Origin of the sequence: Paraburkholderia gardini (assembly GCF_907164575.1) — a bacterium.
Taxonomy (GTDB): domain Bacteria; phylum Pseudomonadota; class Gammaproteobacteria; order Burkholderiales; family Burkholderiaceae; genus Paraburkholderia; species Paraburkholderia gardini.
This window is the reverse complement of the sequence record NZ_CAJQYY010000002.1, coordinates 92,712-116,541: the sequence shown is the minus strand read 5'-3', so window position 1 is coordinate 116,541 and position 23,830 is coordinate 92,712. Positions and strand designations below refer to the sequence as shown.

The following is a 23,830-nucleotide window of genomic DNA, read 5'->3' as shown; positions in this document are numbered from 1 at the left end:
TATTATAAAATCCGTCCTTCACTTTGACTTTCCCGGCGTCCGCCCTCGTGACTTCACGTCTTTTTGCCCTGATCCCATCCGCGGGAACCGGCAGCCGCTCAGGCGCCGCGATGCCCAAGCAGTACCGCACCGTCGCGGGCCGGGACATGCTTCATTACTCGCTGGCCGCGTTCGATGCGTGCAGCGAATTTGCGCAGACGCTCGTGGTGATCGCCCCCGACGACCAGCATTTCGACGCCCGGCGCTTCGCCGGCCTGCGCTTCGCGGTGCGCCGCACGGGCGGGGCGTCGCGCCAGGCATCGGTGCTGAACGGCCTGCACGCGCTGGCCGAATTCGGCGCCGGTGACGACGACTGGGTTCTGGTGCATGACGCCGCGCGCCCCGGGATCACGGCGGCGCTGATCCGCTCGCTGGTCGCGGCGCTCAAGGACGACCCGGTGGGCGGCATCATGGCGTTGCCCGCCGCCGATACGTTGAAGCGCATCACGCCCGACAGCGATAACCGGATCGCCCGCACCGAGGCCCGCGACGGCCTGTGGCAGGCGCAGACGCCGCAGATGTTTCGCGTCGGCATGCTGCGCGAGGCGATCCTGCGCGCGCAGCAGGACGGCCATGATCTCACCGACGAGGCGAGCGCGATCGAATGGCTCGGCCACGCGCCGCGCCTCGTGCAGGGCAGCCTGCGCAACTTCAAGGTCACGTATCCCGAAGACTTCGATCTCGCGGATGCGATTCTCAGCCGGCCAGCGGCTTCCTGATTCAACAACGTACGACGACAGGTTAAAGAGCATATGGATATCAGGATCGGACAGGGTTATGACGTGCACGCGCTCGTACCGGGGCGCCCGCTCATCATCGGCGGCGTGACGGTGCCTTACGAGCGGGGCCTCCTTGGCCATTCCGACGCCGACGTGCTGCTGCACGCGATCACCGACGCGCTTTTCGGCGCTGCGGCGATGGGCGACATCGGCCGTCACTTTCCCGATACGGACGAACGTTTCAAGGGCGCGAATTCCCGTGTGCTGCTGCGCGAGTGCGCGAAGCGGGTGACCGACGCCGGCTTTGCGATCGGCAACGTCGACAGCACGGTGATCGCGCAGGCGCCGAAGCTCGCGCCGCATATCGATGCGATGCGCGCGAACATCGCCGAAGACCTGAACTTGCCGCTGGACCGCGTCAACGTGAAAGCGAAGACCAACGAGAAGCTGGGCTATCTGGGGCGGGGCGAGGGGATCGAGGCGCAGGCGGCGGTGCTGCTGTCGCGCGTTTGATTGCGTTGCGGCGCGCGCGATGCACCGCCCGCTGAAGGGCGTACGCAAGCGTTGAGTGAATGAGAAACGCCACGGCCTGAAAAGCCGTGGCGTTTCTCATTGCGCGCTCAGGCGCCGGGCAAACGCCAGGACGCCATGACATGGCGGCTTACTTCCCTTCGGCTGCAATCACCAGCGCCGCTGCGTTGATCACCGCGGCGATACGGCCGACGTCGCGCAATTGCGTCGCGCTCATGCCGTCGGCGACCAGGTTCTCCGCGTGCGATTTCACGCAGAAGTGGCACTTGCCGATAATCGATGCCGCGAGCGCGTACATCTCGAAGCGACGCTTGTCCACGCCGCCGTGCGACGCGTACGCGTTCATCCGCAGGCCAGCCGGTTGCGTCTTGAGATCGGCGTTGTCGGCCATCTCGAGATACGGATACCAGACGTTGTTCATGCCCATCAACGCAGCGGCCGTCAGCACGCCGTTCGTTTCTTCCGGCGACAGCACACCCGCATTACGGATCGCATCGACGATCACGTGGCTCTTCGCCGCGAATGCCGCGGCCAGCGCGACGCCAACTGCATCCGTGCCTTCCAGCGACGAGCGCGCAATCGTGCCGTCCAGATTCAGGCGGATATCTTTCGCGTAATCGGGAACGAGATCTTTAATTGAAGAAAGAAATTCCATTGATATCTCCTGGCAGATTGCCGATAAAAAAGCCCGCCGGCTCTTTCAAGCCTGGCGGGCTTTCCACTGCAATGCTTATTACAGCGTTGCGCCGCCCACTGCACGGTTGCACGGGCACAGTTCGTCCGTTTGCAGACCGTCGAGAATACGCAGCACTTCTTCCGGGTTACGGCCGACGTTCAGGTTGTTCACCGAAACGTGCTGGATCGTGTTGTCCGGGTCGACGATGAACGTGGCGCGCAGTGCCACGCCCGCTTCCTTGTCGCGCACGCCGAGCTGGTCGATCAGTTCGCCCTTGACGTCGCCGAACGCATAGTGGTTCAGCTTGTTCAGGTCCTTGTGTTCACGACGCCATGCGAGCTTGACGAATTCGTTGTCGACGCTGCCGCCGAGCAGAACGGCATCGCGTTCCGCGAAATCCCTGGCGAGCTTGCCGAATTCGACGATTTCCGTCGGGCACACGAACGTGAAATCCTTCGGGTAGAAGTAGATGATCTTCCACTTGCCCGGGAACGACTGTTCGGTGATTTCTTCGAACGCCGACACGCCGTTTTCTTCATGATTGTTGAAGCCCGGCTTGGCTGCAGTGACGGTGAAAGCTTCGAGTTTATCGCCCACGGTTTTCATGCGGATACTCCTGTGTGTGTTGAAAAACAATCTGTTCAGGCTGTCCTGCCCGCTGTAACGGATGAGACGTTACTTGAAAGTCACTATAACTCTATTAAACAATTAAATCAATAGTTTTTGACTAATACATCGGATAGATTTTTTTCACTGGCTCGATAGATCGGGCCATGCGTCTCCGTTTGCGGTGTTTTGCTGGCTGCCGTCCCGTGCGCCGGATCCGGAAGGAAGTCAGATGCCTTTCGCGAGCGGGAAGTCGATCGTGACTTCGAGTCCGGGGCCGGGCGTCCGGTTGCGCAGACGCAGCGAGCCGCGATAACGGCCGACCAGGCGCTGCACGATCGCCATGCCGAGCCCGGTGCCGTTCGCCTGGCTGCGCGCCGAATTCACACGATAGAACGGTCGTGTGACAAGCGCGAGCTGGTCTTCGGGAATACCGGGCCCCTCGTCGACCACGGACAGTTCCACGCGCGAATGCGACACACGCGTTTCGATGACGACGCGCGGAATGCCGTCGCCGTCGCTCAAACCGTACTTGCGCGCATTCTCGACCAGATTGCCGACAACGCGCCGCATGTCGGTCTCGTCCGCCTCGACCACCGCCGACGGCGCGAGCCGCGTCACGAGGCGCATGCCGTCTTCGCTCGCCATGCGCGCGGCCACTTCTCCTGCGATCACGGAAAGATCGACCGGTTCCGTCATTCTTTGCACAGGCCGCGCGTAATCCAGGAACCGGCCGATGATCATGTCCATCTGTTCGATGTCGTCGACCATCGCGTCCTTCGTGCTCTGGTCGGACGGACTCATTTCCGTTTCGAGCCGCAGGCGCGCGAGCGGGGTGCGCAGGTCATGCGAAATGCCGGCGAGCATCAGCGCGCGATCGGCCTCGAGCTGTTCGAGGTCGGTCACCATCTGGTTGAAGCTCCGGTTTGTTTCAGCGGCGACGCCCATGCCGCGCTCGGGCAGCGGCTCGGGCGACTGCCCGGAACCCACCTTGCGCGCGGCCATCGCGAGCCGCGCGAACGGTCTGTTCACGAGACTCGTGATGAACGCCGCGCCGAACAGCGACAGCGCGAGCGCGAAGATGCCCCATCCAGCCCACTGCAGACCGGTGACGTTGTCGAGCTGGTCGCGATCGAGCGCGACCCAGTAGTCGTCATCGTCGATCTTGAAGCTGATCCATACGCCTGGAATATCGTTGACCGTCTGCGCGATGACCGTATCGTCGCCAAGACGTCCGCGGATGTCGTGTTCGATCAGCCGGTTGAGCGACTCGTCCGGTTGAAGGCGATATTTGTCGGTGGTTTCGCGCGGATACACGCGCACCCCTTCGTTGCTTTCCAGATCCTGCAGCAGGGCGCGCCGCAGGTCGGGATCGGAATAAAGGAGGGCGGTGCGCGTGAGCTTCACGATCGCGACGAGCTGCAACGCCACGCGCTGCGCGCGCGGCTCGCGTTCGATGACCCGGAAGCTCTGGAACCATGCGGCGAGACTGACCGCGATCAGAAGCGCGATCAGCAGGAAGGTCCGCCAGAAAAGGCCGCCGAACGCGAGCGTCAGGAGGCGCCGGTCGATCCGCATGGGCCCTTCTCGTCAGAAAGCAGGCGCGACAACCTCGGGGAGACCGTCAAGCCGCGCCGTCGGGGATGAAGACATAGCCGAGACCCCACACCGTCTGGATGAAACGCGGGCTGCCCGGATCCGGTTCGATGAGCTTGCGCAGACGCGAGATCTGCACGTCGAGGCTGCGGTCGAACACTTCGTATTCACGGCCGCGTGCAAGCTCCATCAGCTTTTCGCGCGACAGTGGCTGGCGCGGATGACGCGCGAACACCTTCAGCACGGAGAACTCACCGGTGGTGAGCGGAATTTCCTGGCCGGCCTTCGTCAGCGTGCGGGTTGCGAGGTTGAGCGCGAATTCGCCGAACTCGAAAACCTCGGTGGTCTCGGAAGGCGCACCCGGGAGTTCCGACGGCGACTGGCGACGCAGTACCGCGTGAATGCGCGCGACGAGTTCGCGTGGATTGAATGGCTTTGGCAGGTAATCGTCGGCGCCCATTTCGAGCCCGACGATGCGGTCGACGTCTTCACCCTTCGCCGTCAGCATGATGATCGGCGTGCGATCGTTGCTGCCGCGCAGACGCCGGCAGATCGAGAGGCCATCCTCGCCAGGAAGCATCAGGTCGAGCACGAGCAGATCGAACCGCTCACGGACCCACAGCTTGTTCATTGACGGTGCGTTTTCAGCGACATAGACGTTGAAGCCCTGTTCGCCCAGATAGCGGCGCAGCAGATCGCGCAGACGCGGATCGTCATCGACGACGAGGATTTTTGAAGGGTTTTTGGTTTCCATAGTCGGCATCTTAGCGCGATTACAAAGCGGTGCCCGTTCGCACCAATTATCAGGTTACAGTCAGTTACAAAATTTACCCTGCTCGTGGCACGACGTAAAGCATGCGCGCTTACACTCCTTTACTGTTTGCGGCTGTTCGGTAGATACTTCACTCGACAAAAAACTCTCGCTCCCGGTTATTGCTGGGGTTTGCACACGCATTTGAGGTACCGGTTGGCGCGCCACGAAGGGAAAAAGATGAAGGGAGGGGTTTGGCCGAATGTGCGCTTGCGCGTGATTGCACTGGCGGTTGCCGGCACGCTGACTGGCACATTGGCTTCGATGCCCACCCACGCCCAGCCTGCGCCAGACCGGGTGGCGAATTCCCGTTCGTCCGGGCATAACGGAAATAAGGCACCGCGTCCGCCGCGTGGCGCGCACGCCGATTCACCAGCATCGGACATCATGATGCGCACCGCGGTTCCCCCCGATCTCGATCAACGTCGTCGCGATGGGCACATGACGCCCGACGAGCGACGGCTCCTGCGTCAGCACATCGAAGACGCCGTGCGTGAGCTCTACAAGCGGTAGGTGTTTCGTTTGCTCCGTCGTGCGTGAACGTTCTGGCTGCACTTCCAGTGCGCTTCAAAAATCCCCTGGCTGCTCCTTCGTCACCCTTCATCATCATGTAGCACCGGACTTCGTTGCGCGTGTAACGTACAGGCTCGGTGCTGGCGCGAACGTGTGGCATCTTTCGCTCTCATGTGAGCTACGCTGACGTTACGTCCGCAACGATCTCACGGCGGATGCGATGCTGGCGGAACCAGCGGTGTGTATCCCTGCCGAAATAAAAATGCTTCGACGTCGCGACTTCAACAGTACCGCGACAACACCGCGAAATCGCGAAGCGCGTAAAGAGTTGACTGGGGTTGACTGGAACGCAAACCAGAAGACGAACGAGGTGCGCCATGAAACGACGCGATTTCCTTGCGATGGCATCGGTGGCATCCGCGGCCGGTGCCGCCATGTGGCTGCCGGCGGCGTTCGTGGCGCAGGGTGCGGCGCGCGTCGATGAACCGGCGTCCGGCGCATTTCCAGACACGCTGGGCGAACGCGATTATCGCAACCTGTTGATTCTCGTCGAACTGAAGGGAGGCAATGACGGTCTGAACACGGTCATTCCCTACGCCGATCCGGCGTACTACACGCTGCGCAAAAACATCGGCATCAGACGCGAGCAGTTGATTCAACTCGACGGACAAACGGCGCTCCATCCCGCGTTGCAGTCGCTGATACCGCTCTGGCAAGCGCGCGAACTCGCCATCGTGCAGGGCGTGGGCTACGCGCAGCCGAACCTGTCGCATTTTCGTTCGATCGAGATCTGGGACACCGCGTCGCGCGCGGATCAGTATCTGCGTGAAGGCTGGCTTTCGCGCGCGTTTGCGCAGCGCCCCGTACCGGCCGGTTTTGCCGCCGACGGCGTGATGATCGACAGCGTGGAAATGGGCCCGTTCGCAAACGGCGCGCGCACGATCAGGCTCGTCGACCCGATGCAGTTTGCGCGCATGTCGCGGCTTGTCACGCCGGTCTCACTGCATGAGCGCAACCCTGAACTTCACCACGTGCACGACGTTGACAGGGACATCGTCAACGCGGCTCCCGTTATCCGTCTCGCGACCGGTGCGCACGAAGGACAACCCGAACTGAAGACGGTGTTTCCTCCGGGCGCGTTCGGTGCATCGGTCAGGACAGCAATGCAGGTCCTGTCCGCCGGAAATCACGCTCCGGGGTTGCCGCTGGCCGGCGAGGGCGTCGCGGCGATCCGTCTGACGTTGAACGGTTTCGACACGCATCAGAATCAGTCCGGCCGGCACGCGGCTTTGCTCGCGCAACTGGCGGAAGGTCTGATGTCGATGAAAGCGGCGCTGGTCGAAATGGGGCGCTGGGACCATACGCTTGTGATGACGTACTCGGAATTCGGGCGGCGTGCACGCGAGAATCCGGGCAATGGCACCGATCACGGCACCGTGGCGCCGCACTTCGTCGCAGGCGGCCGGGTGCGCGGCGGTTTGCATGGCGTGCCGCCGGTGCTCACGCGACTCGATGGCAACGGCAATCTGCCGGTGGGCGTCGACTTCCGCGAGATGTACGCGACAGTGCTTGCGTCGTGGTGGGGGCTCGATCCGTCGATTGTGCTTCGGGAGCGGTTTGCATCACTCCCGTTGCTGCACGTTTGATTCTGGTTGTGTCGCGCTGGAAACTTTGACTGGTTAGCTCGATTTGCGCGCTGCGCGCCACGCGATCCAGAGCTTGCGGACCGGCGTTAGCGCGATCCGTTGATGCAGGACCTGGTAGCCTGCGCGCTCGATCTCGTCGAGCACCGCGAGCGAAAGCGCCGCTTGTGCGCGAAGCGTGCGCTGTGTCGACCGCTCGTCGGCCGGGATCGCGGCGAGCGCGGCGTACAGCGCGTCGCGCGCGCGCGTTGTCTGGAAGCGCATCAGTTCAGTGAACGCGTCGCTGTAACGGCGGTTGATCAGGTCCGCGGCCGTCACGTTGAAGCGCTGCATTTCGTCGATGGGGATATAGATGCGGCCGTGGCGCGCATCGTCGCCGAGGGCTTCGACGAACTGCGCGAGCATCAGCGCCTGACCGAGCGCCGGAGCCCAGTTCGACACCTGCGCCGGATTGCGTGCGGTAGCGCGCGCGACGAGCGTGGCAAACGTGCCGCCGACGCTCGCCATATAGCGCTGCAAATTTGGATAGTCGAGATAGCGGGCCTGATCGAGATCCATCTCGTAGCCGGCGAGCAGCGCCTGCAGCGACGGATAGCTGTCTTCGAGGTCGCTGAGCCAGACGGTGAGCGCCTTCGACACCGGATGCGACGGCTCACCCGCGGCGAGCGCGGCGATTTCCTTCTGCCACCATGCGAGCTTCGTACGGCCGATGGTCGGATCGCTCGTTTCCTTGACGGTCTCCTCGAATTCGCGGCGCAGCGCGAAGAGGGCGGTCAACAGCGGCTGGCGGGCGACGGACGCCTGACGAAGCGCGTAATAGGCGCTGGAGCCGGGCGGGGCGGCTTTCTGCTGGCAATATTCGTCGAAATTCACTGGAATGGGGGTGTGGGGAATCGGATGCAGGGAGCGCACACCGTGCGCTGTGGCAAGCCGAAAATTGTAGCATCGCGATCGATTTCGCAGATGCAGACAAGCGTTGGCCAATCGGTTAGAATTTCGCGCTTACGCTTTCGGGCGCGGCTTCGGCGGGCAGCATCCGTTGATGAGCGAACGGTGGCGAGCCAGAACATCGGGTAGCGTGCTCACGCATTCAGCCCGGCTGCGAGGATGGCGAAATTGGTAGACGCACCAGGTTTAGGTCCTGACGCCAGCAATGGTGTAGGGGTTCGAGTCCCCTTCCTCGCACCACTCTTTTTTCATATTGATTCTTCCCGGCAGGTTCGCCGCGCGGATGTCCTCGCGTGATATCGCGCACGGTCATTCACCGGGCAGCGCCATCGCATATCACGGTTTCGAAGGCATCACGGAAGGGCCGCGTCCTGTCGTCTATCCCGGTGACCGCTGCATGAGCGGCGGCTGCCGGCCGCTACTGACGGAAGCCGGGCAATCGATGCAGGTCAGGCGTCACGCGCCTGCATGTTCTGGATGACCTTGTCGAGCGCGTTGCTCAACGAGGCCCGTTCGTTCTCGTCGAGGCACGCGAAGAGATCCAGGTTCCATTTGCGCGCGACGGGCATCACACGACGATAGAGTGCGCGTCCTTGCGCCGTGAGCGAAACGAGCACGACACGGCCATCATCTTCACTCGCCTCACGCATGACGAGCCCCTGTTTGATAAGCGCCTCGGCGGCGCGGCTCGCCTGGCTCTTGTCGAGATTCGCATGTCGCGCGAGATCCATGATCGAAAACGGTCCAAACGATCCCACCGATGCGATCACGCGCGCTTCCGGAAGCGTGACGTCGAGCTTCTCCTGATAGCGTTCACCGATGCCGCGTTCGGCGAGCTTGTTCAGAACGTGCAGACGGTACGTCAGGAACTGCTCGAGTCCGGCTTTGGCGGATGCCTTCATGGTGTTCCCGGGTTGGGTGGATGAAGCGTGCCGCTGTGATTGCTGGCGCGTGAGCCAGGCGGGTCAACGCGCGCCGTATTTTAGTCGTGCAAGCTGTTCTGCCTCGTTCGCGAGCAGCCGCGCCGCGTCGCGGATCGCGACCTCGAGCGTGATCGGGCCAGGCGCCGGCGAGAAGCAACCCGTGAAGTGTTCCGACAGGCGCGGCAACGCGGCAGAATCGATCGCACCGGAAAGCAGGGTGGCCGGTACGCCCGCAGCCGCGGCATGCCGGCACGCGATGAACGGCGCCTTGCCATGCAGCGTCTGGACGTCCGAACGGCCTTCGCCCGTGATCAGCCAGTTGGCGCCTTCGAGCGCGGCGTCGAGGCCGATCTGCTGGGCAACGACTTCAGCGCCCGGTTGAAACTGCGCGCCCAGCATGTGAAGCGCGAAACCCAGGCCTCCCGCGGCGCCCGCACCGGCTTCATCGCGCGCCCGGCGATTGAGCGCGGGTTCGAGCAGATCGGCGAAACGGGAGAGGACCGCGTCGATAGTCGCAACCTGGTCTGGTTTCACGCCTTTTTGCGGACCGAACACAGCGGTTGCGCCATGTTCGCCGGTGAGCGGATTGTCGACGTCCGACATGCCGGTGAAGCTCGTGTCAGCGAGCCGCGCATCGAGTTGCGACGCGTCGACGCGCACGAGTTTCGCGAGTTGTTCCGGCGTGGGCTCGAGTTCCAGGCCTTGCGCATCGTACAGTTTCAACCCGAGCCCAACCAGCAGGCCCGCGCCGCCATCGTTCGTGCTGCTGCCGCCAAGCGCGACGAAGAACCTGCGCACGCCGGTATCGAGCAACGCACGGATCGCTTCGCCCATGCCGCGTGTGCTGCGCGCCTCGACGGGCACGCCCATGCCGACCGGATCGGTGATGCCGACGATTTCCGCCGTTTCGATGATTGCACTGCCGTCGGCAAGCAGGCCCGTGGCCGCCTCGCGCACCGGGCCCGCCGCACCGCGCACCGACAGCACCGAACGTTTGCCGCCATGCATGAGCATTGCGTCGAGCGTGCCTTCGCCGCCATCGGCCATCGGGCACGTACGCACGACCGCGTCTGGTCGCGCACGCTGGATGCCGGCGGCGATGGCCGCGGCGACCTGGTCGGCGCCAAGCGAGCCTTTGAAGGAATCGGGAGCAATGACGACGACAGGCGTGGACGACAGGTTCGGCATGGTGTCTCGTAAGGGTTGTTGTCGGGCGATGCGCACCGCGGCGAGCTGCGATGCGAGCGTGGACGATAGCTTAGCAGCATGGCGCCGGCCACTGAATATGTCGTATGGCATAGCGGCTATCCAGTTGCCAGTCCGCTTCGCGTGACCGGGCGCGCGTTGCCGGAAAGACACGGGGTCTGTGCGGGAAAAGCTCTGGAAAAGGCCGTAATCGGGGCCCGGCAGCCGCAAAATATGCGCGGAAAGATCGAATCCCGGCTTGACGCGCAAATAGTTTGCTAAAATATTCGGCTCTTCTGACCCAAACCGCGTTGCAGGCGCCCCGAGGGCCCGCGGCGAGAGGTGCGCGATCGATGCAGGCTGTGCCCGGACCGGGCGTCAAAAGCGGCAGCGAGAGGCAGCGCGGAAAAGATAACTGATTCGCTCGAATAATTTTAGGACGATTGAAGCCATGGCTAACGTTGTTGAAAACCTCGGCAAGCTCGAACGCCGCGTAACGATTTCCCTGCCGAAAGACACCGTGCAGAAGGAAGTGGACTCGCGCATCCGCCAGCTGGCGAAAAATGTGCGCATGCCGGGCTTCCGCCCGGGCAAGGTGCCGCTCAAAATGGTGACGCAACAGTATTCGGGCCAGGTGGAAGCTGAAGTGCTGAGCGACAAGGTCGGCAAGGAGTTCTTCGACATCAGTCGCGCTGAGAACCTGCGCGTGGCCGGTCAGCCGAGCTTCGCGCCGAAGACCGACGCCGCTGAAAGCGACTACGCGTTCGACGCCACGTTCGAGATCTATCCGGAGGTGAAGCTGGGTGACGTCGCGACGGCTGAAATCGAACGCACGACGACCACCATCAGCGAAGCGGAAATCGACCGCACGCTGGATATCCTGCGCAAGCAGCGCGTCCATTACCACGCACGCGGCGAAGCTGGCGAGCATGGCGACGGCGGCGGCGACACGGCAGCGAAAGACGCTGACCGCGTGACCGTCGACTTCGTCGGCAAGATCGATGGCGAAGTGTTTGAGGGCGGCAGTGCCGACGATTTCGCGTTCGTGCTCGGCGAAGGCCGCATGCTGCCGGAATTCGAAAAGGCAGCGGCAGGCCTCAAGGTCGGCGAATCGAAGGAATTCGATCTGGCGTTCCCGGCCGACTATCACGGCAAGGACGTCGCCGGCAAAACGGCGCAGTTCACGATCACGATGAAGAAGATCGAATGGCCGCACCTGCCGGAAATCGACGCTGAATTCGCGAAGTCGCTCGGTATCGAAGACGGCGATCAGGTCAAGATGCGCGCTGAAATCAAGGACAACCTCGAACGTGAAGCGAAGCGTCGCACGCAGGGCATCGTCAAGAACCAGGTCATGGACGCGCTCCTGAAGATCTCGGAACTCGACGTGCCGAAGGCGCTGATCGAGCAGGACCAGCAACGCCTCGTCGAAATGGCGCGTCAGGATCTGACGCAACGCGGCGTACCGAACGCAGCCGACGCACCGATCCCGGCGGAAATGTTCGCTGAGCAGGCCGAGCGCCGCGTGAAGCTCGGCCTCGTGCTGGCTGAACTGGTCAAGGCAAACGAGTTGCAGGCAAAGCCGGAACAGATCCGCGCCGAAGTCGACGAATTCGCGAAAAGCTACGAAGACCCGAAGGAAGTCGTCCGCTGGTATTATTCGAACCAGCAGCGCCTGGCGGAAATGGAAGCGTACGTCGTTGAAGCCAACGTCGTCGATTTCGTGCTCGGCAAGGCCAAAGTGACGGACAAGGAAGTGAGCTTCGAGGAACTGGCAAGCGCGACGGCGCAGGCGTAAGCGTCGTCATAACGGCGTGCCGGCTGTCGGAGCGACGGCCGCACGCCGTTTTTTTATGTCCGGCGTATCGTGCGGGCTTGAAACTGGCGTCGCCGTACTCACCTGCCTCACGAACAAGAACATTCCAGACAAGGATCCACCGCATGACCTTTCGCGCTCAATTGCTGGACACGTTAGCCTCCCACGCGCCCCGGGATCTCGAGGCGCAGGCGCTCGGGCTCGTCCCGATCGTCGTGGAAACGAGCGGACGTGGCGAGCGTTCGTACGACATCTACTCGCGTCTCCTGAAGGAGCGGGTGGTGTTCCTGGTCGGCGAAGTGAATGACCAGACGGCCAATCTCGTCGTCGCGCAGTTGCTGTTCCTCGAAAGCGAGAATCCCGACAAGGACATCAGCTTTTACATCAACAGTCCGGGCGGCTCGGTGTCGGCCGGCATGGCGATTTACGACACGATGCAGTTCATCAAGCCCGACGTGTCGACGCTGTGCATGGGTCTGGCCGCGAGCATGGGCGCGTTCCTGCTGGCAGCCGGCGCGAAGGGCAAGCGTTTCACACTGCCGAACGCGCGCGTCATGATTCACCAGCCGCTGGGTGGCGCACGGGGACAGGCGTCGGACATCGAAATTCAGGCCCGGGAAATCCTGTACCTGAAGGAACGTCTGAACCAGCTGCTCGCGCATCACACCGGGCAGCCGGTCGAACGCATTGCGCGTGACACCGATCGCGACAATTTCATGTCGGGCGACGATGCGCAGGCTTACGGGCTCGTTGATCAGGTCCTGCACAAGCGTCCCTGATCGGGCAATGTGCCCCAAAACAGGGCAAAGGGTCGGACGACAATCCAATGAGAAGCATCTGACCCGTCCCTGAGCGCCTGCGGCGAACACGCCGCCCCAGCCTTTGCGTGTCGTCCTGGGCCGACTGCGGGGCTGGAGCAAACGGCGTATTATGTAATCGAGTGTCCGGAGGCTCACACATCTATGGCGGACAAGAAAGGTTCTAACAGCGAAAAGCTGTTGTATTGCTCGTTCTGTGGCAAGAGCCAGCATGAAGTCAAAAAGCTGATTGCCGGCCCGTCGGTCTTCATCTGCGATGAATGTATCGACCTGTGCAACGAAATCATCCGCGACGAGGCCGCTGGCTCCGGTGCGGAAACGGGCCTGTCCAGGTCCGATCTGCCGAGTCCGCAGGAAATCCGCGAAATCCTCGATCAGTACGTGATCGGCCAGGAGCGCGCGAAGAAAATCCTCGCGGTCGCGGTGTACAACCACTACAAGCGCCTGAAGCATCTCGACAAGAAAGACGAAATCGAGCTGTCGAAGAGCAACATCCTGCTGATCGGCCCGACGGGCTCCGGCAAGACGCTGCTCGCGCAGACGCTCGCGCGTCTTCTGAACGTCCCGTTCGTCATCGCCGATGCGACGACGCTGACGGAAGCCGGCTATGTCGGCGAGGACGTCGAGAACATCATTCAGAAGCTGCTGCAGAACTGCAATTACGAAGTCGACAAGGCGCAGCGCGGCATTGTCTACATCGACGAAATCGACAAGATCAGCCGCAAGTCGGACAACCCGTCGATCACCCGCGATGTTTCGGGCGAAGGCGTCCAGCAGGCATTGCTGAAGCTCGTCGAAGGCACGATGGCATCGGTGCCGCCGCAAGGTGGCCGTAAGCATCCGAACCAGGACTTCATCCAGGTCGATACGACCAACATCCTGTTCATCTGCGGCGGCGCGTTCGACGGCCTCGAAAAGGTCATCGTCGATCGCACGGAAAAGACCGGCATCGGCTTCGGCGCGAGCGTCAAGAGCAAACAGGATCGCGACGCCGGCGAAGTGCTGCGCGAAGTCGAACCGGAAGATCTGATCAAGTTCGGCCTGATTCCGGAACTGATCGGCCGTCTGCCGGTGGTGGCGACGCTTGGCAAGCTCGACGAAGTCGCGCTGATGAAAATTCTCGTCGAACCGAAGAACGCGCTGATCAAGCAGTATCACAAGCTCTTCAATATGGAGCGCGTCGAACTGGAGATCCGTCCGGGGGCGCTGCAGGCTGTCGCGCGCAAGGCGATCCGCCGCAAGACAGGCGCACGGGGTCTGCGATCGATCCTGGAACAGGCCTTGCTGGACGTGATGTACGAGTTGCCGACGATGAAGGGCGTAAGCAAGGTCATCATCGACGACAACGTCATCGATGGCGACGGCAAACCGTTGTTGATCTACGAAGACGCGCCCAAGGTCGCGGGTTCGAATTGATCGGCTTTCCGGGTTCTGCAAAAAAGCCGTTCATGGCGACGTGAACGGCTTTTTCGTTTATCTTGTGGTCAGGATGGTTGTTTTATTTACTGGAGTCACTGAACTTTCGGAGTCACTGAACTTTTCCCACACGCGGAGGCCTTGCAATCTTTTTTGCTGACCTCACCTATCGAACGAACTGATTCCACTCATGGGGAAATGAAATGTCAGGAACCCAACTCCTTCCGCCGGAACGCATTACGCTCCCGCTGCTCCCGCTGCGTGACGTGGTCGTATTCCCGCACATGGTGATTCCGCTCTTCGTAGGCCGCCCGAAGTCGATCAAGGCTCTCGAAGCAGCGATGGAAGGCGGCAAGCACATCATGCTCGTCGCCCAGAAAACGGCTGCGAAAGATGAGCCGACCGAAAAGGACATGTACGAAACAGGATGTATCGCCAACATCCTGCAGATGCTGAAGTTGCCCGACGGCACCGTGAAGGTGCTCGTCGAAGGTCTTCAGCGCGCGAAGACGCTTTCCATCGAAGAACAGGAAACGCAGTTTTCGTGCGAAGTCATGCCGCTCGAACCCGACCACGCCGACAGCGCTGAAACTGAAGCGCTGCGCCGCGCGATCGTGTCGCAGTTCGACCAGTACGTGAAGCTGAACAAGAAGATCCCGCCGGAGATTCTCACGTCGCTGTCTGGCATCGACGAAGCAGGGCGTCTGGCCGATACGATCGCCGCGCATCTGCCGTTGAAGCTCGACCAGAAGCAGCACATTCTCGAGATGTTCCCGGTCATCGAGCGCCTCGAGCATCTGCTCGCGCAACTCGAAGCCGAGATCGACATTCTCCAGGTCGAAAAGCGCATTCGTGGGCGCGTGAAGCGCCAGATGGAAAAGAGCCAGCGCGAGTACTACCTGAACGAGCAGGTCAAGGCGATCCAGAAGGAACTCGGCGAAGGCGAGGAAGGTGCGGATCTCGAGGAACTCGAGAAGCGCATCACCGCCGCCCGCATGCCGAAGGAAGCCAAAAAGAAGGCCGATGCCGAGCTGAAGAAGCTCAAGCTGATGTCGCCGATGTCGGCTGAAGCCACTGTCGTGCGCAACTACATCGACACGCTGATCGCGCTGCCGTGGCGCAAGAAGAGCAAGGTCAACAACGACCTTTCGAACGCCGAAACCGTGCTCGACGAAGACCACTTCGGTCTCGAGAAAGTGAAGGAACGCATTCTCGAGTATCTCGCGGTCCAGCAACGTGTCGACAAGGTGAAGGCGCCGATCCTGTGCCTCGTCGGGCCTCCGGGTGTCGGCAAGACGTCGCTCGGCCAGTCGATCGCTCGCGCGACGAACCGCAAGTTCGTGCGCATGGCGTTGGGTGGCGTGCGCGACGAAGCCGAAATTCGCGGCCACCGTCGTACGTACATTGGTTCGATGCCGGGCAAGATCCTGCAAAGCCTGACGAAAGTCGGCGTGCGCAATCCGCTTTTCCTGCTCGACGAAGTCGACAAGATGGGCCAGGATTTCCGCGGCGATCCGTCTTCGGCACTGCTGGAAGTGCTCGATCCGGAGCAGAACCATACGTTCGCCGATCACTACGTCGAAGTCGATTTCGATCTGTCGGACGTGATGTTCGTGGCGACGTCGAACTCGCTGAATATTCCGCCGCCGCTGCTCGACCGGATGGAAGTGATCCGTCTGGCGGGTTACACGGAAGACGAAAAGGTCAGTATCGCGCAACGTTATCTGCTGCCGAAGCAGAAGAAGAACAACGGCCTGAAGGAAGGCGAAGTCGAGGTGACGGAATCCGCGATCCGCGACATCATTCGTTATTACTCGCGCGAATCGGGCGTGCGTTCGCTCGAACGTGAGATTTCGAAGATCTGCCGCAAGGTCGTGAAGATGCTTCTGCTGAAGAAGGCGGAAGGCGCGGTGAAGGTCGACGGCAGCAATATCGATACCTTCCTCGGCGTGCGCAAGTACGACTTCGGTCTGGCTGCGAAGGAAAACCAGGTGGGTCAGGTGACGGGTCTCGCGTGGACGGAAGTCGGCGGCGATCTGCTGACGATCGAAGCCGCGGTCATGCCGGGCAAGGGCAATGTGATCCGCACGGGTTCGCTCGGCGATGTGATGAAGGAATCCGTCGAGGCAGCGCGCTCGGTGGTCCGCTCGCGTTCGCGCCGTCTGGGTATCAAGGACGAAGCGTTCGAGAAGCAGGACATTCACATCCACGTGCCGGAAGGCGCGACGCCGAAGGACGGTCCTTCGGCCGGTGTCGCGATGACGACCGCGCTGGTGTCGGTGCTGACCAGCATTCCGGTGCGTGCCAATGTCGCGATGACGGGCGAAATCACGTTGCGTGGCGAAGTGCTTCCGATCGGCGGCCTGAAGGAAAAGCTGCTGGCGGCGCATCGCGGCGGCATCAAGCTGGTGCTGATTCCGGAGGAAAACGTCAAGGATCTGACGGAGATTCCGGATAACGTGAAGAACGCAATCGAGATCGTGCCGGTCCGCTGGATCGACAAGGTGCTCGAACTCGCGCTCGAACGTGTGCCACAACCGTTGCCAGAAGAAGAGCCGAAGGCAGCAACGCCGGCTGTTGCAGCCGAACCGGTCAAGGATTCTGCATCGGAAGTCGTGAAGCACTGATCGATCCAGGTGGTTCCTGCAGCAGAAAAACCCGCGGCCTGGCCGCGGGTTTTTTATTACCAGCAACGTTTGCGAGCGCTGCTTTCACATCGCCGACGCGTCTTTTTCCCAACATGTGCGCAAAGCACGTACGCGTCATGCAAACTGGTTGCGCACGCATCGATCGACTGCGCAATTCCGTCATAAATTACGTGCAGAATGTGCGCCCGAATCAGGCTCAACCCCGCTTGACACAAGGGTTTCGGCCCATTCTAATTAGCTGGCCCGGTACGTTGTGCCGTGCCTGCTTATAAACCGGCGCCAAAGGCGCTATCACGATTGCCCAATAACATTCTCGGGGGCTGGAATGAACAAGACGGAATTGATCGATCACATCGCGCAACAAGCAGACATTTCGAAAGCTGCAGCGGGGCGTGCACTCGATGCTGTGATTGGCGGCGTCAAAGGGACGTTGAAGAAGGGCGGTTCTGTTACGCTGGTTGGCTTCGGTACATTTGCCGTGGGCAAGCGCACGGCTCGCACGGGTCGCAATCCGCGCACAGGCGCCGCGATCAAGATCAAGGCAGCCAAGGTGCCTAAATTTAGGCCTGGCAAAGCACTGAAGGATGCGCTAAACTAATGGGCTCGCTGACTGGGGTTCTTGTAAAAGCTACCTGATACAGTGCATCAGTCAGCGTCAGTTCGATGTGCAGCGCACGCACGAGCAGTTCACGTGAATCGCGGAACGGGTGCTTAGCTCAGTTGGTAGAGCGGCGCCCTTACAAGGCGTAGGTCGGGAGTTCGAGCCTCTCAGCACCCACCAGTTCCCGATGTCGCGGCAGCGAACGAGCAGTCAGGATGTGCAAAAGGAGTGGTAGTTCAGTCGGTTAGAATACCGGCCTGTCACGCCGGGGGTCGCGGGTTCGAGTCCCGTCCACTCCGCCAGTATCTTCGAAAGGCGAACCCCGGTTCGCCTTTTTTATTGCCCGCTGTTGTAATATCGGGCGTTCTGTTTTTGGCCGACCCTCACGCATGCTTGATTTTTTCCGCAATCACAAACGCCTGATGATGTTCATGCTCGTCCTCGTCATTGTGCCGGGGTTGGGATTTGTCGGTATCCAGGGCTTCCGCGGTTTCTTTGACGAGAGCGCGAACGTCGCGAGCGTTAACGGTCACAAGATCACGCGCGTCGAATACGACAACGCGATGCGCCAGCAGCTCGATCGCGCACGTCAGGTTCTCGGCGCACGGTTCGACATGAAGTCGTTCGATACGCCAGAACGCCGCCGCGACATGCTCGACGGCCTGATTCAGGAGCGTGTGCTCGCCGATGAAACGCAGCGCCTGCATCTGACGGCGTCTGACGACGCGGTGCGCCGCACGTTGCTGTCCGATCCTGTCATTTCTTCGCTGAAAAATGCCAACGGCACGATCGACGTCGACCGCTACAAGCAGCTGCTTGCGATGCAGGGCATGACGCCCGAGCAGTACGACGAGCGGGTACGTTACGGTCTTGCCACGCAGCAATTGCCCGCGGCCATCGAGTCGAGCGCGTTCACCTCGAAGACACTCGCACAGCGTCTCACCGATCTTGCTGAACAGCAGCGCGAAGTGCAGGGCCTGGCGTTCCGCGCACGCGATTACGCGTCGAAGGTGCAGCCCACGGACGCGCAGTTGCAGGCTTACTACGACGCGCATCGTCAGGCGTTCGCCACACCGGAAACCGCGACGATCCAGTACCTGGTGATGTCGCCGGCTGTGCTTTCCGCAACGGTGCAGCCGTCCGACGCCGACATCAAGAAGTACTACGACGACAACATTACACATTACCGCACCGACGGTGAAGTGCGCGCGAGCCACATCCTGATCGCGGTGCCGAAAGACGCGAGCGCGGCAGACCGGGCCAAGGCGAAGCAGAAAGCCGACGAAGTGCTGGCACAGGTCAAGGCGCATCCGGACCAGTTCGCGCAGATCGCGCAACAGGATTCGCAGGATCCGGGTTCGGCGTCGAAGGGCGGCGATCTGGGCTACTTCGGTCCGGGCATGATCGCAGGTGGCAAGGCATTTGATGACGCCGTGTTCAAGCTGAAGAAAGATGAAATCAGCGACATCGTGCAGACGGATTTTGGTTATCACATTGTCAAGGTGACGGACGTGAAGCCGGCCGTCACGAAGCCGCTCGACGAAGTGAAAGATTCGATCATCAAGGACCTGAAGACGCAGCAGGCTGGCAAGGCGTTTGCTGACGACTCGGAAGGCTTCACGTCGGTCGTGTACGAGCAGGCGAAGAGCCTGCAACCGGCCGCCGACAAGTACAAGCTGCAGATCCAGACCGCCACGGTCACGCCGCAGCCTGACGCGAAGCTGCCGCCCGACAGCCCGTTGAACAACACGAAGTTTCTGGCCGCGGTATTTTCGAGCGATGCGACGAAGTCGAAGAACAACACGCAGGCCATCGACGTTGGCAGTAACACGCTGATCGCGGCGCACGTGACCGACTACAAGGAAGCAACGGTGCCGGCACTCGACGTCGTCAAGGATGCCGTGCGCCAGAAGGTGATCGCGGAGCAGTCGGCGGAAATGGCACGCAAGGACGGCGCGGCGAAGCTCGCGGACCTGCAGAAGTCGAAGTCGACGCAAGGCTTCTCGTCGGCGTTGAAGGTCTCCCGCAACGACGCGCAAGGCGTGCCGCCTGCCGCGTTGAGCGCGATCTACAAGACGGATGCGCAGAAGCTGCCGGCCTATGTGGGTGTCGATCTCGGCGACGACGGTTACGCGATCTATCGCGTGAACGCCGTGGTGCCGGGCCCCACGGTTGATGCGCAACGTCTCGCCGCCGCCCAGCAGCAGATCGCGCAGGTCAATGCGCAATCGCAGGTCGAGGCATATGTCGACGCGCTGCGTGAACGTTCGAAGGTGAAATTCTTCGGCGCGCTGGATGGCTCCGCACAACAGCCGGGTGACAGTTCCGACTGACGTGGCGTGATGCGGCGCCGGTACACGGGCGCCTCGCACCGCCAGAAAAACAAAGCCCCGCACAAGCGGGGCTTTGTTCATGAACGCGACATCGCGCGATGCAAAGCCTCACGTCATGACATGAGCGACGCTGATATTACAGGCAGGCCGTGATGTCGCTCGTGTCGCCACCGGCGCCGCCACCTGAGCGGAAACCGACCCACGAGCCCGGGCCGCTGTACGACGGACGCACAATTGCGGCCGCGCCATTGGGCGGCTGCTGACCCGGAACGTAAACATCCATGGCGGCATCGTTCGCGAGCGTATCCTGCGACACCACCTGTTGTTGCGATTTGTCAGCCCACTTCTGCGCAATACACTGGCCGACGACCTTTGGCGGCTGCTGACTTTGTCCGACGGACTGAACACCTGCCGGCGGTTGCGTTGCACAGGCAGAAAGTGCCACGGTCAAAGCGATAAGCGGTAAGTATTTCACGTTATCTCCTTCCAGAATCGCTCAATTTCGAGCCGGGTTTTCAAGGTTAGGCGATAGTGTCAGATGATCAAAGGCCTACCTCGTTCCCGCATTTTCGAAACAAGTTGTTAGCAGACCTGTCGAGACGACGGACTGCGGAGATCAGGGGGCGTGCAATAACGGCTTCAGCGTGGGCCAGACGTTGTTCAGCAACACAGGCTGCGCCTGCTGTGTGGGGTGGATCTGATCGGCCTGGAACATGTCGGGTTTGTCCTCGATTCCGGCGAGCAGAAACGGCACGAGCGGCACGTGAAACTGCTTCGACAGATCGCCATACAGGCCGTGGAACTTTTGTGTGTACTCCGGGCCGTAATTAGGAGGCACATACATGCCTACAAGTACAACCTTCGCGCGTGCCTTTTGTGATTGCTCAATAATCGTACGAAGGTTGTCTTCGGTTGTGGCGAGTGGAACGCCGCGCAGGGCATCGTTGGCGCCGAGCTCGACGATCACCACCGAGGGTTTCAGGCGTTGCATCAACGCAGGCAAACGCGCGAGTCCACCGCTCGTGGTGTCGCCGCTGATGCTTGCATTGGCAACGTTATAATCGATGCGCTCGTCGGCCAGCCGCCGGCGCATCAATGCTACCCAGCCGGTATCGCGAGGCAGGCCGTACTCGGCGGAGATGCTGTCACCCAGTACGACGATCACCGGTTTGCCGGATGCGGACGCGGCGGTGCGGGTTGCCGTGCTGGCGGCATCGGCTGCGTGCGGCACGATCGCCATCCACGCAGCGGCGCAGATCGATGCGCCCAGCGCCACCATGCGCACTTTCAACCTGTGCTTCACCATGCAAAATAAAACTGATCCAGTCATTGATGTGCGGGGTTTGAGCAAGCGGGTTAGGGATGCAACGGGCGAACTGACGATTCTCGATCATATCGATCTTTCGATCGAGCCGGGCAGCAGCGTGGCGATCGTCGGCGCGTCCGGGTCGGGAAAGTCCACGTTGCTGGGCCTGCTGGCGGGATTGGACAGCGCGAGCGCCGGCTCGGTTCGCCTGCTCGGACGTGAGCTCTCCGAGCTCAATGAAGACGGACGTGCCGCGTTAAGGAGCGGCTCGGTGGGCTTCGTGTTCCAGTCGTTCCAGTTGATGCCGCATCTGACCGCCCTCGAAAACGTGACGCTGCCGCTCGAGCTGCAAGGTGGCATCTCGACGCGCGATGCCGCAACGCGGGCGCGCGCGCTGCTCGATCAGGTTGGACTTGGCAAACGGACGGGACATTATCCGAAGCTGCTTTCGGGCGGCGAGCAGCAACGCGTGGCACTCGCGCGCGCGTTCGTCACGCATCCGGCGATTCTTTTCGCCGATGAGCCGACAGGTAGCCTCGATGCCGCGACCGGCCATGCCGTGATCGACCTGATGTTCGAGATGAACCGCGCGAACGGCGCGACGCTCGTGCTCGTGACGCACGATATCGAACTCGCGCGGCGCTGCGACAGAACGGTGACGATAGAAGCAGGGCGTCTGGTCATCTGATCCTCGCGGGAAGTTGCATCTCACGCAAAGCAAAAAAACGGACGCCGCAGCGTCCGTTTTTTTGCCCATCGCGTGTTACGTCGAATCAGCGCTTCAATGCGGCCCGCGCGCGGTCGATCAGCGCGGACGTCGACGAATCGTGCTTCTTTTCATCGACGGAGGCCCCCGTCAAATCCGCCTCGACGACCTTGCCGAGAATCTTGCCGAGCTCGACACCCCACTGGTCGAACGGGTTGATGTTCCACACCGACGCCTGCACCAGCACCTTGTGTTCGTACATCGCGATCAGCGCGCCGAGCGAGCGCGCGGTCAATGCGTCGACGAGCAGTGTCGTGGTCGGGCGGTTGCCGGGGAACATCAGATGCGGCGCGAGTTCCGGCTTGTCCGGGCCCGCCACTTTCTTCGCTTCTTCGAGCGTGCGTCCGAGCATCAGCGCCTCGCTTTGGGCGAAGCAGTTCGCGAGCAGCTTCGGATGATGACCGGCAAGCGGATGTTCCGGCGTGAGTACCGCGACGAAATCGATCGGCACGATCGTCGGCCCCTGATGCAGCATCTGGAAGAACGCGTGTTGCCCGTTCGTGCCCGGTTCGCCCCACGTGACCGCGGCCGTCGGGTAATCGACGATCGCGCCGTCGAGCCGGGCCGATTTGCCGTTGCTTTCCATTTCCAGCTGCTGCAGGTATGAAGGCAGGAAATGCAGCGCTTCCGAATACGGCGCGACGAGATAACTCTGCGAGCCGAAGAAGTTGCGATACCAGATGCCGATCATGCCGAGCAGCACGGGCAAATTGCGTTCGAGCGGTGCATCGCGGAAATGCTGGTCCATCTCGTTCGCGCCCGCGAGCAGTTCCGCGAAGTGCGCCGGACCGACCGAAATCATGATCGACAGACCGCACGCCGACCACAGCGAATAGCGCCCGCCAACCCAGTCCCACATCTCGAAGACGTTTTCCTTCGCGATGCCGAATTTCACGACTTCAGCCGGATTCGCCGACACGCCGACGAAGTGCTTCGCGAGCGCGCTTTCCGGGCAGCCGCTCTTCACGAACCAGTCGCGCATCGAATGCGCGTTGGTCATCGTTTCGAGCGTGGTGAAGGTCTTCGATACGACGATCGCGAGCGTCTCTTCCGGGTCGATCTGCTCCAGCACGCGGTACATGTCCGCACCGTCGACGTTCGACACGAAGAACGACTTGATATCGGGCGACGCGAGATGATGCAGTGCATGCACGACCATCTTCGGTCCGAGATCCGAGCCGCCGATGCCGATGTTCACCACATAGCGGATGCGCTTGCCGGTGTATCCGGTCCACGCGCCGCTGCGCACCTGGTCGGCGAACGCAGCCATTCTGGCCAGCTCGGCCTTGACCTGCGCGTTGAACGGCGCTTTCGGATCGGTGGCGCGCAGCGCCGTGTGCAAGGCCGGGCGCCCTTCGGTCGGGTTCACGATTTCGCCGGCGAACATCGCGTCGCGGCGCTTTTCGACGCCCGCTTCGCGCGCCAGTTGAACCAGCAGGCGCAGCGTTTCGTCGGTGATGCGGTTCTTCGAAAAATCAGCCGCGAGACCGCCGCCCGACAGCGTGAAACGTTCGGCGCGGGTCGGCGCGGGATCGTTCCGGGGGGCGAACCAGTCGCGCAGGTGCGCGTCGCGGATCTGTTCGTAATGCGCTTGCAGCGCGGACGAGGCGGGGAGCGGATTCGATGGCATATAAACTGTCCGTCTGGCGAAATGACACGAATGGATGGCGGCATGCTGCATGTGCCGCCAGCGATGAAGTTCGGGAGCGTCGCTGCGCCGTCAGATGCCGTGCGCTGTTCAATGCGTGCTGGATGCTTCCGGCGTTTCGGGCGCCGCCATGCAGTCAGGTAGTTGACCGGCGTAGCGATGCACCCAGTCGATCAGTATAGCGGCGTTGGATGACGGCGCGCATCCCTGTGCACGTATCGCAGATGATGGGAGCAGTTGGCGAGGGCGCTGTGGCTCGCGCCGGATACAGGCGCTGAGAGCAGACCA

Annotated in this window: 21 protein-coding genes and 3 tRNA genes; 14 read left to right on the top strand and 10 right to left on the bottom strand. The window is 61.6% G+C overall.

The features are described 5' to 3' along the window. The first annotated feature begins 47 nt into the window (after nucleotides 1-47). Both ispD and ispF read left to right on the top strand, forming a co-directional pair. Nucleotides 48-758, top strand: coding sequence for a 2-C-methyl-D-erythritol 4-phosphate cytidylyltransferase (gene ispD / locus LPA34_RS02015; RefSeq protein ID WP_090533846.1), 711 nt, complete (start codon nucleotides 48-50; stop codon nucleotides 756-758). Between the two features lie 33 nt (nucleotides 759-791). Then, the gene (ispF, locus tag LPA34_RS02010) at nucleotides 792-1,271 is read left to right on the top strand and encodes a 2-C-methyl-D-erythritol 2,4-cyclodiphosphate synthase (protein WP_228974353.1); all 480 of its coding nucleotides are present in this window, start codon (nucleotides 792-794) and stop codon (nucleotides 1,269-1,271) included. 148 nt (nucleotides 1,272-1,419) lie between these two features. Here the strand turns inward: ispF and LPA34_RS02005 are convergent, their stop codons facing one another. From LPA34_RS02005 to ompR, 4 genes are all read right to left on the bottom strand, one after another. Then, nucleotides 1,420-1,944 carry a carboxymuconolactone decarboxylase family protein gene (locus LPA34_RS02005; protein ID WP_228974352.1) on the bottom strand — a complete coding sequence of 175 codons (525 nt, stop codon included), beginning with the start codon at nucleotides 1,942-1,944 and terminating at the stop codon, nucleotides 1,420-1,422. A 78-nt stretch (nucleotides 1,945-2,022) separates the two neighbouring features. Beyond that, the gene (locus LPA34_RS02000) at nucleotides 2,023-2,571 is read right to left on the bottom strand and encodes a peroxiredoxin (RefSeq protein ID WP_228974350.1); all 549 of its coding nucleotides are present in this window, start codon (nucleotides 2,569-2,571) and stop codon (nucleotides 2,023-2,025) included. Between the two features lie 228 nt (nucleotides 2,572-2,799). Beyond that, nucleotides 2,800-4,149: an ATP-binding protein gene (locus tag LPA34_RS01995; protein WP_228974348.1), complete on the bottom strand. Its 1,350-nt coding sequence runs from the start codon at nucleotides 4,147-4,149 to the stop codon at nucleotides 2,800-2,802. Between the two features lie 46 nt (nucleotides 4,150-4,195). Beyond that, a complete protein-coding gene (gene ompR / locus LPA34_RS01990) occupies nucleotides 4,196-4,930 on the bottom strand; it encodes an osmolarity response regulator transcription factor OmpR (protein ID WP_006048917.1) in 735 nt (244 codons plus the stop codon). A 228-nt stretch (nucleotides 4,931-5,158) separates the two neighbouring features. On the opposite strand from ompR, the gene LPA34_RS01985 reads away from it, so the two are divergent. Together LPA34_RS01985 and LPA34_RS01980 are read left to right on the top strand one after the other, a co-directional pair. Beyond that, nucleotides 5,159-5,491: a hypothetical protein gene (locus tag LPA34_RS01985; protein WP_228974721.1), complete on the top strand. Its 333-nt coding sequence runs from the start codon at nucleotides 5,159-5,161 to the stop codon at nucleotides 5,489-5,491. 377 nt (nucleotides 5,492-5,868) lie between these two features. Further along, on the top strand, nucleotides 5,869-7,137 hold the full coding sequence (locus LPA34_RS01980) for a DUF1501 domain-containing protein (protein WP_228974346.1): 1,269 nt from the start codon (nucleotides 5,869-5,871) through the stop codon (nucleotides 7,135-7,137). A gap of 33 nt (nucleotides 7,138-7,170) precedes the next feature. Here LPA34_RS01980 and LPA34_RS01975 read toward each other — a convergent pair whose 3' ends face one another. Then, nucleotides 7,171-8,007 carry a squalene/phytoene synthase family protein gene (locus LPA34_RS01975; protein WP_228974719.1) on the bottom strand — a complete coding sequence of 279 codons (837 nt, stop codon included), beginning with the start codon at nucleotides 8,005-8,007 and terminating at the stop codon, nucleotides 7,171-7,173. 228 nt (nucleotides 8,008-8,235) lie between these two features. Here LPA34_RS01975 and LPA34_RS01970 point away from each other — a divergent pair. Then, nucleotides 8,236-8,322: transfer RNA gene (locus tag LPA34_RS01970), tRNA-Leu, on the top strand. Nucleotides 8,323-8,531: 209 nt separating this feature from the next. On the opposite strand, the gene LPA34_RS01965 is transcribed toward LPA34_RS01970, so the two are convergent. Beyond that, nucleotides 8,532-8,984, bottom strand: coding sequence for a MarR family winged helix-turn-helix transcriptional regulator (locus tag LPA34_RS01965; protein ID WP_228974345.1), 453 nt, complete (start codon nucleotides 8,982-8,984; stop codon nucleotides 8,532-8,534). Between the two features lie 63 nt (nucleotides 8,985-9,047). Further along, nucleotides 9,048-10,193: a glycerate kinase gene (locus LPA34_RS01960; RefSeq protein WP_228974342.1), complete on the bottom strand. Its 1,146-nt coding sequence runs from the start codon at nucleotides 10,191-10,193 to the stop codon at nucleotides 9,048-9,050. A 448-nt stretch (nucleotides 10,194-10,641) separates the two neighbouring features. Here LPA34_RS01960 and tig point away from each other — a divergent pair, with 448 nt between their 5' ends. The 8 genes from tig to LPA34_RS01920 all read left to right on the top strand — a co-directional run bounded on the left by tig (nucleotide 10,642) and on the right by LPA34_RS01920 (nucleotide 19,822). Beyond that, on the top strand, nucleotides 10,642-11,988 hold the full coding sequence (tig, locus tag LPA34_RS01955) for a trigger factor (protein WP_228974340.1): 1,347 nt from the start codon (nucleotides 10,642-10,644) through the stop codon (nucleotides 11,986-11,988). A gap of 143 nt (nucleotides 11,989-12,131) precedes the next feature. Further along, the gene (gene clpP / locus LPA34_RS01950; RefSeq protein WP_090533095.1) at nucleotides 12,132-12,785 is read left to right on the top strand and encodes an ATP-dependent Clp endopeptidase proteolytic subunit ClpP; all 654 of its coding nucleotides are present in this window, start codon (nucleotides 12,132-12,134) and stop codon (nucleotides 12,783-12,785) included. 183 nt (nucleotides 12,786-12,968) lie between these two features. Next, nucleotides 12,969-14,240 (top strand): ATP-dependent Clp protease ATP-binding subunit ClpX, encoded by a 1,272-nt coding sequence (gene clpX, locus LPA34_RS01945; RefSeq protein WP_228974337.1) that lies wholly within the window; start codon nucleotides 12,969-12,971, stop codon nucleotides 14,238-14,240. Between the two features lie 203 nt (nucleotides 14,241-14,443). Next, a complete protein-coding gene (gene lon, locus LPA34_RS01940) occupies nucleotides 14,444-16,867 on the top strand; it encodes an endopeptidase La (protein WP_228974336.1) in 2,424 nt (807 codons plus the stop codon). Between the two features lie 346 nt (nucleotides 16,868-17,213). Then, the gene (locus LPA34_RS01935; protein WP_007585907.1) at nucleotides 17,214-17,486 is read left to right on the top strand and encodes an HU family DNA-binding protein; all 273 of its coding nucleotides are present in this window, start codon (nucleotides 17,214-17,216) and stop codon (nucleotides 17,484-17,486) included. 107 nt (nucleotides 17,487-17,593) lie between these two features. After that, nucleotides 17,594-17,669 (top strand) — tRNA-Val (locus tag LPA34_RS01930). A gap of 45 nt (nucleotides 17,670-17,714) precedes the next feature. Beyond that, a tRNA-Asp gene (locus LPA34_RS01925) sits at nucleotides 17,715-17,791 on the top strand. An 87-nt stretch (nucleotides 17,792-17,878) separates the two neighbouring features. Next, the gene (locus LPA34_RS01920; protein ID WP_228974333.1) at nucleotides 17,879-19,822 is read left to right on the top strand and encodes a SurA N-terminal domain-containing protein; all 1,944 of its coding nucleotides are present in this window, start codon (nucleotides 17,879-17,881) and stop codon (nucleotides 19,820-19,822) included. A 136-nt stretch (nucleotides 19,823-19,958) separates the two neighbouring features. On the opposite strand, the gene LPA34_RS01915 is transcribed toward LPA34_RS01920, so the two are convergent. Together LPA34_RS01915 and LPA34_RS01910 are read right to left on the bottom strand one after the other, a co-directional pair. Then, nucleotides 19,959-20,297 carry a hypothetical protein gene (locus tag LPA34_RS01915; RefSeq protein ID WP_228974331.1) on the bottom strand — a complete coding sequence of 113 codons (339 nt, stop codon included), beginning with the start codon at nucleotides 20,295-20,297 and terminating at the stop codon, nucleotides 19,959-19,961. Between the two features lie 141 nt (nucleotides 20,298-20,438). After that, nucleotides 20,439-21,101, bottom strand: coding sequence for an arylesterase (locus tag LPA34_RS01910; protein ID WP_411178756.1), 663 nt, complete (start codon nucleotides 21,099-21,101; stop codon nucleotides 20,439-20,441). A gap of 25 nt (nucleotides 21,102-21,126) precedes the next feature. Between LPA34_RS01910 and LPA34_RS01905 the strand changes: the two genes are divergently transcribed. Then, nucleotides 21,127-21,816: an ABC transporter ATP-binding protein gene (locus LPA34_RS01905; protein ID WP_228974329.1), complete on the top strand. Its 690-nt coding sequence runs from the start codon at nucleotides 21,127-21,129 to the stop codon at nucleotides 21,814-21,816. Between the two features lie 85 nt (nucleotides 21,817-21,901). On the opposite strand, the gene pgi is transcribed toward LPA34_RS01905, so the two are convergent. Further along, the gene (pgi, locus tag LPA34_RS01900) at nucleotides 21,902-23,524 is read right to left on the bottom strand and encodes a glucose-6-phosphate isomerase (RefSeq protein WP_228974326.1); all 1,623 of its coding nucleotides are present in this window, start codon (nucleotides 23,522-23,524) and stop codon (nucleotides 21,902-21,904) included. Between the last annotated feature and the right edge of the window lie 306 nt (nucleotides 23,525-23,830).